This is a genomic window from Flavobacterium sp. (assembly GCF_028712645.1).
Taxonomy (GTDB): domain Bacteria; phylum Bacteroidota; class Bacteroidia; order Flavobacteriales; family Flavobacteriaceae; genus Flavobacterium.
Genome location: NZ_JAQTPQ010000129.1, coordinates 1 through 10,347, shown reverse-complemented (window position 1 = coordinate 10,347; position 10,347 = coordinate 1). Strand labels below are relative to the sequence as shown.

Here is a 10,347-nt window from a genome sequence, read left to right as displayed (position 1 = left end):
TTGGGTGAAAAGGAGCAACCGCATTGAAACTTTCATTCCAAACCGATTTGTCATTCTGAGTTTGCCGAAGAATCTCCAGAATAATGCCAATGCAATCTTTTTGATGAATTAAATTAATTGGAGCTTTGGGGTTTTCCAAATTCTCTCGTCCTGCCAAAAATTTTATGGGATGACGGTCTTCGCCAATCAATCCGCCAAAGCGAAGAATGGTAGTTTTAAAATTAGAATTGCTTTGCAGAAGTTGTTCTGCCAGTAGCAATTGTTTGCCACTTTCGGTTTCTGGATGAGGTTCTGTTTCTTCGTTTACAATTGAATTGTCGTCACCATAAACCGAAGTGGAACTTATAAAAAACACGTTTTCGATTGAAGATTTTTCTATAAATGGGATTAAAGTATTGATTTTTCCAACGAAATCATCATTCGAATTTCCTCTTAATTTGGGTGGAATATCGACAATTAAAATTTTAGAGTTTTCCAGAAAACCTTCTATATTTCCTGAAATACTTTGGCTTTCAAGCGCAATTAAATACGGTTGAATTCCCGAGTTTTCTAATATTGAAAGTTTTTCGTTTGAAGTTGTAGAACCATTTACTGAAAACACATTTTGCAGCAAGGCTTTCGCCAATGGCAAACCCAACCAACCGCAACCTAAAATGCTAATTTGTGTCATTATGAATTTAATAGAGTCCTCAAAAGTAGTTTAAATAATGGAGGAAATTGTGTAGGCAACCTTTCAACACAGGTTTCATTGTTTGTGCTGCTCGTTTAACGAAATTTTGCTGCTTTTTTTGTTTTATTATCAGTCAATATGTTAGAATTTCATATAATATTTTCCATCAGCAATTTTTGCAAAAGTTAATGTGTCATTGCCGTATGTCATTAAAGTATCGTTTGTTACAGGAGTTAAAGGTATTAATGCCCCAGCTTTTTGAAGTTTACCTTTAATCCACATTCCAAATATTTGCAAACTTTTTTTAGAGCGTATGTTTTTATGATAGTCTCCTTGAGTTCTCATAGGAATTATATATCCATCATCTGTATAAGCATCAAAGTCTCCTTTTGGATACAAAGGATTTGATGAAAGTTTTACATTTGCTATTAATTCAATTTCATACCAAGGTCGTGGTTTAATGTGTCCCGTTTTTGTATTTAAACGACCTTTGCCAAAATAAACATTAAGACTTGATTTTTCCTTTTCTGCAATTCTGTCTAATGGATAAATAAATTGAGGAAGTTTTGATATGTCAATTGAGGTTGGGTCGTATTGTTTTAAATTGTCAAGGGTAACTAATGAAATTTTTTCTTTGTATTTTTTTGAACCAGGTACTACAATGTCTGCCTTTAAGATTGAAACAGAATTTTCTTCTGATAACAGATACGATAAAAAATCTTTAACTTTACTTTTAGTTGAAGTATCATTTACAGAAACAGTACATTCAATATTCCCAGACGTACCACTTGAAGAGAAATTTGAGGAACCAACAAAAATATTGTCTTGCGTGCCATTGTCAAAGAGGTAAACTTTACCGTGATATTTTCTTGTATATGTTACATAAACTCCAGAATTTTTATTGAGTTTATTTAAGTCTATGCAAAGCGAATTTAAAATATCTAGTTTTGTTTGGCTTAAACCTTCATAAAAAGCCATTCCAAGTAATAATTTAGCACTACCACCATTTTCGGCAATTAAAATAAATTCATTTTTGAATTCTTTAAGTACGTCGGCAGATGCGTAACCTGAAGCTACAACAATATTTTTTGAAGTTTTAAATTCTTGTTTTAAAACGTTTTTAAAATTTCCTCCGAAGTTTTCTGTATTAGTGAACATTTGCACCAACTTGTGTTAGGAATTTTTTAATATGTTTTGCAAAAACTTGAATTCCGATAGGAGCAACTGAATTCCCAATTTGTCTACGAACTTCTGTAATTGAACCAACAAAAGCAAAATCATCAGGATAGCCGAAAAGTCTTGCTCTTTCTCTATTTGTCAATGGTCTTGGTTCGTCATAATGGTAACCCCAAGTTCCGCCACCACCAGCTGCAATAATAGTAGTTGAAGGTTTGTCGGGATGTAGTCTTCGGTAAACGTGTGAAATCATTCCTTTTACATAATGGGGTGAATCTCTTGGGATGTCAGAAAAATTACCGCCTGCAGGAATTAGTTTTAGTTTTTCAATTGTGGAAGGTTGAATGTTTTGATGCTCATTATTAAATTTAACTTTTTCAGCACCATTCAATGCTTCTTTTGCTGATACATAATTTTCTTGTGTATGTGTAGGTTTTGGAATTGTAAATTTTTCTTTTAAGTCTTTTCTTGTTCCGATAATTAAAACTCTTTGTCTTAACTGCGGTGTCCCATAGTCTGCAAAATTTATAAGGTTTACAGTAATATTATAACCAAATTCACCTGTAGATGAAAAATCTTGAACTATTTGTTCTATTGCTTTTCCCTTGTTTGCAGATAAAAGTCCTTTTACATTTTCAGCAATAAAAATTTTTGGATTTTTTAGATGTACTAAATCTACAAAGTTGCGATATAAATTTCCTCTTTCTGTTGTAATTCCACCACGTTTCCAAATCATTGAAAAATCTTGACAAGGGAAACCTCCAAGTAAAACATCACAATTTGGGATTTCATTATAATCTATTTTTGTTATGTCTCCTGCTACAATATGGTCGCCAATATTTCTTTTGTATGTTTTACAAGCAATGGGGTCAATGTCGTTTGCCCAAAGAATTTTAAATCCTTCTTTATAAAATCCTAAATCCATACCACCACAACCTGAAAATAGCGAAACTACAGTATAAGGATTTTTTAATGCTCCATTTTTTGGAGTAAATGTATAATTGTGGTGTTCAACAAACATTTCTATTTGTGGCTCTTCAACTAAAGTAAGCGTATTTTCAGCTTCTAAAACATATGTATTTTTTACGGTGCTTTTTAAACGCATATTAATTGAATTTTTGTTGCTAATTTAGGAACAAAAATAGCTTTTTTTTGCTCTAGAAAACTTAGTTATTAAATAAGTTGTCAACGGTAGTTAAAAAGAAAAATTAATGATTTATTCTTTGTTTCTGTAGAATGCAGATTGTATAAATTTTTATTGTGACTTGTTTATATGCGGTCACAAATTGTGACCGCATATTTTAATTTTTATGTCATCACAATTTGTGACCACATATTACGGCTTCTTCAAACTGTCTTTCAAAACCGTCAAACTATCTTTTTTTACTGCATATTGAATTCTGGAGTTCAAAGGTTTTACTTCCACTATTTTAGCACTTGGTTTTATTTTTTCTTTGATAACTACGGCATCATTCAATACATAAGGTGTTGGCATCATCCAGTCATTTCTTTTTGTTATCGAAAACAAAGGATTGCTCATCAAGTCGAAAGAACTTTCCATTAAATTCAAATCTAAAATACTTGAAGCATCAATGTTGAATTCGATTTCTAGCGGAAGTTGATCCACCACATAATAACTTAGAATATGTTTCCCTTTTCGTTCGTATTTAGAGCTTTTTTGACCTAAAACCGACAAGCCGTTTGCTTTGAAATTTTGAAAAACCAAACCTTCATTGGCAAAAACATCATACCGATTTACTTTTCTGTTGGGTGTAATTCGGATTTTCACATAGCGATTATTTCCAGCGATACTGTCTTTCAGGAATTCGACAGTGGGTTTCGCCAGTTCTTTCATTGGCGCATCAGCCATAAAACTAAAGCCAGATTTATATTTGCTTGGCAAAGGAAGTGAATTTAATTCTTTGGCATCTTTCGGATTTTGTCCCAAATAGGCTTTTGTCCATTCGTCAAGGTTGGTGTCATAAGTTGCCCAAAAAGCTTTGTTTGTATCAGCATCCAAAACATATAATAAGCTATTCGATTTGGCTTTCCCTAATTCATAATCCGAATTATAATGCGCTTTTGCGAAAAATCCAATTGCTACTAAAAACAGTATTAATGACGAAAGTCCTTTTCGTCTAAACGAACCAAAAACGGGTAGTAATAATACAAATGCCAATGCAGTAAGAATGGCACTTCCGAAAAGCACTTTTAATCCCAAACCTATAGGGAACATTTGAATAAATGGTGCAATAATTAACAAAGCGGGAATGCTGAAGAAGAGGTTTAGTTTCCAATTTGATTTTTGGGTAAGGATGAATGAAAACAGCATTATTAATCCTGCAAAAACTGGAATTATCAAAAATCCTGCTCCTTTTAGTTTCAACGCGATTGCCAAATTGATGATAATCCAAATAAATAATGGAGCAATATAATGGCTCATCGTTACTTTTTTATTGGATAAAATTTGATAAAAAGCAAAACAAATTGCCAAACTTAGCAACACAAAAGCCGCAATGTAATCGTGACCGTTATAGGTAAATCCGTTGAGCAAATCATTGTATTGCGGATACATTTTTAACAACAATTTCCATCCAAAAAAGGTAATTAATCCCGAAACGATTATGGAACCGAATAGCGGAATAAATCCTTTGGCAATTTCCTTGAATGATAAAATTCGTTTGGCAATTCCGATGAAAATCAAAACAAGAAGAAGGACAAATGCAAGAATCACCATTGGCAAAACCCAGTCAAATGGATAATTTACCAAAGTATAAGGAATCGTAAAATAAACATCGTCTTCCGTAGATTGAGTTGTTTTTAAATCGGCATTCGAAAAATAATTTAGTAACGGCATCAAGTAAGTTCCTTGGTGTTCGAGCGTGTTTTTACTCAAATGGTTGCTATCGTCTTGCGCAGAATGATAATTGTAATGACCATCTATAAACGCAAAATTATAACCTTGAATATTGGCTTCTTCTCTAAAAACAGTCAAATCAGTATCGTTAGGAAGCATTTTATAAATGCTATACATTAGTGAATTGGTCACAGGATATTTAGGATTTGCCTCGACAAAATCTTTTATTAATCCAGCATTTCCTCCATTGGTTTCCATCAACATATAGCTTGGACCCGAAGAACCTCGTGCTTCAAAATTCAGCACCAAGCCTACTTCTTTTGTCCAATGATGTTCCGTCACAAAAAGCGCGGCACCATTTAACCCAGTTTCTTCACCATCAGTAAACATAATTATGATGTCATTTTTGTGGGATTTTTTGTTGTAAACGAACGCACGAACACTTTCGAGAATTGTTGCCACGCCAGAACCAGCATCACTCGCGCCGTGGGAAGCCGAATGTGGAGCACTGTCATAATGCGAAAGAAGGAGCAATGCCTTGTCGCTGTCTGTTCCTTTTATTCGAGCCAAGATATTCTTGCATTTTGCCAAGGTTCCCCAATCTGAAAAAGAAAAACCTTCCTGAACGGAAGTTTCCAAACCCATTTTTTGCAATTCTTTTACCAAATAATTGGCAACATATCCGTGATTTTCTGAACCTACAAAATGAGGTTCTTTTGAAATGTTTTTCACTTGTTCAAAAGCTCTTTGGGTCGAAAATTCCGAAAGAGGAACACTACTGGTAGTTATCCCTTGCGGCATCATTGTGTAGAACAGCAATGCAAGAATTGCAAGGGTAAATAGAATAGAAATAAGGGAGAAATAATTCTTTTTCATCGTAAGGTGATTTGGGTTTTAAATTTCTTTTTTGACAAGCATATAATAATCATCTTCCAAAACACGATACCCTTGGTCGTAAACAAAATAGTAGGTGTTTCCAGTTTTGGTTTGTAAAATATTGGTGAAAAATTCAAAATCGAATCCTTTGCTTAATAGTTTTGATTTGGTAGTTCTTCCTTTTCCATCGACATTCAATGCTGATAGGATTCGGTGATTCTTGCGCAATTTGTTGTTCACGTTGCGCATAAAATTAGTGCTGTCTTTATTTATTTTGTTATTATAGGCGTTGCGACAGCCATCGCTGCAAAACTTTTTGTCTTCGCGACCTACAATTTTGTCTCCACATTCAAGGCAGGTTTTGTCCATAGTTTGGTACTTTTATGTGAATGATTCTCACAGATAAGCTGATAGTAAATTCCTAAAATTCAACCAAATATAATAATTAATTTCCATTTACAAACGGTTACAAATAACTACAACCGAAAGTAAGTAGTTATCAACCGAATAAATTTTTAGAGTCATCGCATCTTTGCCCTGTTGATTTGAACGAATCTTTCAACAAAACATATACTAACAATTTAAATTTACACGCCATGAATGCAATGAAAAACAAAGTACAGTTAATCGGAAACGTAGGTAACGATCCTGAAATCAAAAATCTTGATGGAGGAAAAAAAGTAGCTAATTTGAGCATCGCCACAAACGATAGTTACAAAAACGACAAAGGAGAAAAAGTAGAACAAACCGAATGGCACAAAGTAGTTGCCTGGGGAAAAACTGCCGAAATAATCGAAAAATTCGTAACCAAAGGGCTTCAAATTGCCATCGAAGGGAAACTAACACATAGAAGTTACGATGATAAAAACGGTGAAAAACGATATATTACAGAAGTAGTAGTGAATGATATTTTGCTTTTAGGAAAATAGTTTTAACTTTCAAATAGTATAGTTATGAATATCAAAGTTTTTAATATTCGTCTTAATAAAGAACATTGTCAGGAAGATCAAAACAGAATGAATGAATTTCTAGACTCTGTCGAGATAAAACTTACATCAACTAATTTTGTGACAACTGGAACGGTTGATTTTTGGTCGGCAGTAGTTTTCTATGAACCCAAAAAAGAGAATAAATTTATCGTCGATGAGAGCGAATTATCGCTTGACGAAAAGAAAATCTATTCTGCGTTGAAACAGTGGAGAAACGATCTGGCAAAAGAATCAGGATGGTCAGCTTTTAGAATTTGCCATAATTCTCACTTGATTTCTATTACGAAAATAAAACCACAAACTTTGGACGAGTTGAAAAACATAAGAAGTTTTGGAGAAAGAAGAACTTTAAATTACGGGGATGATATTATTTCTCTTTTAAATGCTTTGTAGCATTTTAAATTAGCAAGTCTTCCTTATTTAGTCGCAGTTTGCAGCAATAATTTGTTTGTAAATTGCGACTTTTTATTTCCAACTATAACCTATTCATTCATCAATTCCTGAAAACAATCTGCAAATTGTCCCACGTGTAAACCATCCATTAATCCGTGATGTACGTGAACTGACATTGACATTGTTCTTTTTCCATTATCGTCAATCATCATTTTTCCAAAAGAAATTTTCGGACAACTATCCGGGAAAGTATAACTTCTGGCGTGTGAAAGCGAGGTAAAATTGACCCACGGAATCGCCGAAAAATGAATCACGTTTTCGCTAGGAAATTCTCTTGTGAAAAGTCCGGGAGTTTTTTTTATTCTTTCAATTTCTGCAAAAGTGTTTGCCGAAAAAACATCAAAATATGGAGAATATTCAATCAATGAAAAACCAAAACTTTCGTCGTCACGTAGTATCGTTGCCGAAACATCAATGGTGTCAAAAATATAAATTTTGTCGTCAATTATTCGGTAGCGAAAAGATTCAATCGTGTTTACAGCAGCAATGGTTTTGTGCAAATAATATACAAAAAAGGAAGTTCCCAATTGCTTGGACTTTACGTATGCTTTTGTGCAATCGATGGTTGTGGTAATTCCAAAAAAAGGTTCTTCGAATTGTTTAAAAAACAGAAAATGTTCTTTTCGGTTCCAATTTTCTATATCTAAAAGAGTTTTCACGATTGTAATTTTTTCAATACATCAATCATTTTTTCGAAGGTGTAAAAGTTGTCGTGTTCCACTTTAAAATCAATTTTTTCGTGTGCCCAAGTGGTGTGAAACGGAATATGTGCAGCATAACCACCAATAGCCAAAACCGGCAAAACATCCGATTTCAGTGAGTTGCCAATCATAAAAAATTCCTCTGGCTGAATTTCCAAACGTTTCAACAAATCCGTATAATCTTTTTCCTGTTTGTCTGACATCACCTCGATATGGTGAAAATAATGCCCTAAACCTGAATTATGCAATTTTCGGCGTTGGTCTAATAAGTCGCCTTTGGTGGCGACAACGAGTTTGTATTTTCCGTGCAAAGCTTGCAAAGTTTCTTCAACACCATCCAATAATTCGATTGGTTTTTCGAGTAATTCTTTGCCGTATGCGATGATTTTTTCAATAACTTCAACGGGAATGGTGTTGTTCGAAATCTTCATCGCCGCTTCAATCATCGAAAGAATGTAAGCCTTGATGCCGTAACCATAAATCTTTAAATTGTCGATTTCAACCTTGAAAAGTTCCTGCGAAATGCCTTGTTTTGACAAATAATCGCTCATCAAACCACAGAATTTTTGTTCCGTTTCCTGAAAATAAGGTTCGTTGACAAATAAGGTATCGTCAGCGTCGAAGGCAATTACTTTTAGGTTCATAGGTTGTATTCTATTTCTCTGTTTTGATCTATTTCTCCAGTATAAATCATAGAAGCTATTTCTGTTTTGATTGCTGTTTTTATTTTATTAAGCTTGTTTAATGTGGTTTTGTAATTATCGTAAGTTATAATTACACCATCTAGTATAATTCTAAAAACGCAATGGTGATACATACAGGGCTCAGGTTGATGAAGCAAACATAGAACAGCATTATATACAATGTTAGTTTTTGTTTCCTCAAATTTTTTTATATATTTATAATCATCATTAAGTGATTTTATAATTAGATTGCAAACAACTTTGTCAGGAATAATTTTTGTGTTATTATCTTTTTTAATATCAAAAAGCACATCATTTGGATAACTTCTGTTATTACCATTTAATGATCTATTGTGAGACAATTCGGTTAAAGATATTTTTAAGTATGGATTTGATAAATCTTCTTTATCGCATCTTCTATACAAAAATTCCCCTATTGAAAAATTTTCAATTAGGGGATTATTGTTTTGATGCAATCTTTCAGGTATATGATCTAAATCACAATTCATAAATGAAATTAAGATTTAGAATGAAAAGAATAAAAGAGATATTTTTTCTAAATCATCATTTATTTGAAAAAATTGTAATTTTTTTTCTCCATTTTTTTTAATGATTGATACTGCGATATCATCATAGGGATGAATAATTAAATTGACAATTGAATTCTCTGTTTTTCTATAAATAATTAATTCTTCGTCTTCATTAAATGCAAATTTAAAGTTAAGGCGTAATGGGTCAATCTCTTTTGAAATATAACTAAAACTATCAAATAGATTGGCTAGTACTTCTTTTTGAAAATCTGAAATACTATTATTAAATTGTATAATTATAGTGTTGTAAATTTCTTGAATATTTTTATGAAATAAGCCATTAAACGTAGAAGATTCATTATCTACTAGGATTTTATTACTGTCATAAAATTGCGCTTCAGATAATCTTAAATCAGAAATGATAAAATCTAAATTATTTGACATGATTTAATTTTTTAATTGTGTTTTTTGTAAGACATTTGAAAAAAACTTCGTTCTTTATATTTCTAAATCCTTGCAAGTCTTCATAAAAATCTTTGCATGAATTTTTTTGTATAATTGATTTTGTTAATGTTATATCTAATACAATTCCATTTTGATTTTCTTCATTAGCAGTAAAAATATTTATCTGTAAACTTTTATCTAGTTTATGTTTAAAAGAAATATAATTTCTAAAATTTAAGATTTCTTCTTCAAATTCATTTTTTGTGTAGATAGTAAGTAAATCTTGGCTGTTTTCAGACTCATCTTTTAAGATTAAATTTATATAACGTACAGAAATATTATTAACAATTAAATCGTCTAATGTAGACTTATCTAATAATTCCCAATATTCAATCATATTTTCATACAATTCCTGATAAGAACAATAGCCATCAACTTTGTGAAATGAAAATGATCCTTTTTTTATTTGAATTATTTTTTTATTAGGAGAAGTTATAATGAATCCATCATGAAGACTAGACAATTTAGCACTATCACTAGAACTATTAATATGAATTTCTTTTTTTATTGATTTATGAACGATTTTAAAATCATCTTTGATTTTAGGTTCATTTACAAATCTTTGCAATCCATCATTATCAATTATTTCATTGTATGAAATTGTGAAAATAATTTCTTTAATTGGTGGGTTTTCTAACTTTAAAAAAGTAGCCATTAAAAAATTAATATGTTAATATGATATAAAAGTATTATTCTTTTATTTAAAAACAAATTTTATCTCAAAAAATTATATTTAATTTATAGTCTCTCCATTCCCAACACCATCGGCATCAGGATTTACAAAAACCAATTTCCCTTCCGCGTTATTGGTCATCAGAATCATTCCTTGACTTTCTACGCCACGAAGGTTTCTTGAAGCCAAATTCACTAAAACAGTAACTCGTTTTCCAATAATATCTTCAGGTTTA

At 32.0% G+C, this 10,347-nt stretch carries 13 protein-coding genes; 2 read left to right on the top strand and 11 right to left on the bottom strand.

Features of this window, described 5'->3' with window-relative positions:
* The 5 genes from PHC28_RS10915 to PHC28_RS10895 all read right to left on the bottom strand — a co-directional run.
* The coding region (locus PHC28_RS10915) for an NAD-dependent epimerase/dehydratase family protein (RefSeq protein WP_300100019.1) at positions 1-670 on the bottom strand (670 nt) is incomplete at its 3' end.
* 141 nt (positions 671-811) lie between these two features.
* Positions 812-1,828, bottom strand: a complete 1,017-nt coding sequence (locus PHC28_RS10910) for a restriction endonuclease PLD domain-containing protein (RefSeq protein ID WP_300100016.1) — start codon at positions 1,826-1,828, stop codon at positions 812-814.
* Complete coding sequence (locus PHC28_RS10905; protein ID WP_300100014.1) at positions 1,818-2,951, bottom strand: DNA cytosine methyltransferase; 1,134 nt, start codon at positions 2,949-2,951, stop codon at positions 1,818-1,820. The genes PHC28_RS10910 and PHC28_RS10905 overlap by 11 nt, the downstream gene beginning before the upstream one ends.
* A gap of 231 nt (positions 2,952-3,182) precedes the next feature.
* Positions 3,183-5,579: a M28 family peptidase gene (locus PHC28_RS10900; protein WP_367278021.1), complete on the bottom strand. Its 2,397-nt coding sequence runs from the start codon at positions 5,577-5,579 to the stop codon at positions 3,183-3,185.
* A gap of 18 nt (positions 5,580-5,597) precedes the next feature.
* Positions 5,598-5,948 (bottom strand): hypothetical protein, encoded by a 351-nt coding sequence (locus PHC28_RS10895; RefSeq protein ID WP_300100011.1) that lies wholly within the window; start codon positions 5,946-5,948, stop codon positions 5,598-5,600.
* A 227-nt stretch (positions 5,949-6,175) separates the two neighbouring features.
* Here PHC28_RS10895 and PHC28_RS10890 point away from each other — a divergent pair, with 227 nt between their 5' ends.
* Both PHC28_RS10890 and PHC28_RS10885 read left to right on the top strand, forming a co-directional pair.
* Positions 6,176-6,508 carry a single-stranded DNA-binding protein gene (locus PHC28_RS10890; protein ID WP_300100008.1) on the top strand — a complete coding sequence of 111 codons (333 nt, stop codon included), beginning with the start codon at positions 6,176-6,178 and terminating at the stop codon, positions 6,506-6,508.
* A gap of 24 nt (positions 6,509-6,532) precedes the next feature.
* Positions 6,533-6,961: an HRDC domain-containing protein gene (locus PHC28_RS10885; protein ID WP_300100005.1), complete on the top strand. Its 429-nt coding sequence runs from the start codon at positions 6,533-6,535 to the stop codon at positions 6,959-6,961.
* Between the two features lie 89 nt (positions 6,962-7,050).
* Here the strand turns inward: PHC28_RS10885 and PHC28_RS10880 are convergent, their stop codons facing one another.
* From PHC28_RS10880 to PHC28_RS10855, 6 genes are all read right to left on the bottom strand, one after another.
* Positions 7,051-7,680 (bottom strand): chloramphenicol acetyltransferase, encoded by a 630-nt coding sequence (locus PHC28_RS10880; RefSeq protein ID WP_300100002.1) that lies wholly within the window; start codon positions 7,678-7,680, stop codon positions 7,051-7,053.
* Positions 7,677-8,366, bottom strand: coding sequence for an HAD family hydrolase (locus tag PHC28_RS10875; RefSeq protein WP_300099999.1), 690 nt, complete (start codon positions 8,364-8,366; stop codon positions 7,677-7,679). Before PHC28_RS10875 ends, PHC28_RS10880 begins: the two co-directional genes overlap by 4 nt.
* A complete protein-coding gene (locus PHC28_RS10870; protein WP_300099996.1) occupies positions 8,363-8,914 on the bottom strand; it encodes a hypothetical protein in 552 nt (183 codons plus the stop codon). Before PHC28_RS10870 ends, PHC28_RS10875 begins: the two co-directional genes overlap by 4 nt.
* Before the next feature lie 15 nt (positions 8,915-8,929).
* On the bottom strand, positions 8,930-9,379 hold the full coding sequence (locus PHC28_RS10865) for a hypothetical protein (RefSeq protein WP_300099993.1): 450 nt from the start codon (positions 9,377-9,379) through the stop codon (positions 8,930-8,932).
* A complete protein-coding gene (locus PHC28_RS10860; protein ID WP_300099990.1) occupies positions 9,369-10,094 on the bottom strand; it encodes a TIGR04255 family protein in 726 nt (241 codons plus the stop codon). Before PHC28_RS10860 ends, PHC28_RS10865 begins: the two co-directional genes overlap by 11 nt.
* A gap of 78 nt (positions 10,095-10,172) precedes the next feature.
* Positions 10,173-10,347: hypothetical protein (locus tag PHC28_RS10855; protein ID WP_300100022.1), on the bottom strand; the 175-nt coding region annotated here is incomplete at its 5' end.

Bases quoted from the DNA above. Each gene is read 5' to 3' on its own strand.
- PHC28_RS10910 (WP_300100016.1), bottom strand. From the start codon at position 1,828: ATGTTCACTAATACAGAAAACTTCGGAGGAAATTTTAAAAACGTTTTA.
- PHC28_RS10875 (WP_300099999.1), bottom strand. From the start codon at position 8,366: ATGAACCTAAAAGTAATTGCCTTCGACGCTGACGATACCTTATTTGTC.
- PHC28_RS10905 (WP_300100014.1), bottom strand. From the start codon at position 2,951: ATGCGTTTAAAAAGCACCGTAAAAAATACATATGTTTTAGAAGCTGAA.
- PHC28_RS10890 (WP_300100008.1), top strand. From the start codon at position 6,176: ATGAATGCAATGAAAAACAAAGTACAGTTAATCGGAAACGTAGGTAAC.
- PHC28_RS10865 (WP_300099993.1), bottom strand. From the start codon at position 9,379: ATGTCAAATAATTTAGATTTTATCATTTCTGATTTAAGATTATCTGAA.
- PHC28_RS10870 (WP_300099996.1), bottom strand. From the start codon at position 8,914: ATGAATTGTGATTTAGATCATATACCTGAAAGATTGCATCAAAACAAT.
- PHC28_RS10895 (WP_300100011.1), bottom strand. From the start codon at position 5,948: ATGGACAAAACCTGCCTTGAATGTGGAGACAAAATTGTAGGTCGCGAA.
- PHC28_RS10860 (WP_300099990.1), bottom strand. From the start codon at position 10,094: ATGGCTACTTTTTTAAAGTTAGAAAACCCACCAATTAAAGAAATTATT.
- PHC28_RS10885 (WP_300100005.1), top strand. From the start codon at position 6,533: ATGAATATCAAAGTTTTTAATATTCGTCTTAATAAAGAACATTGTCAG.
- PHC28_RS10900 (WP_367278021.1), bottom strand. From the start codon at position 5,579: ATGAAAAAGAATTATTTCTCCCTTATTTCTATTCTATTTACCCTTGCA.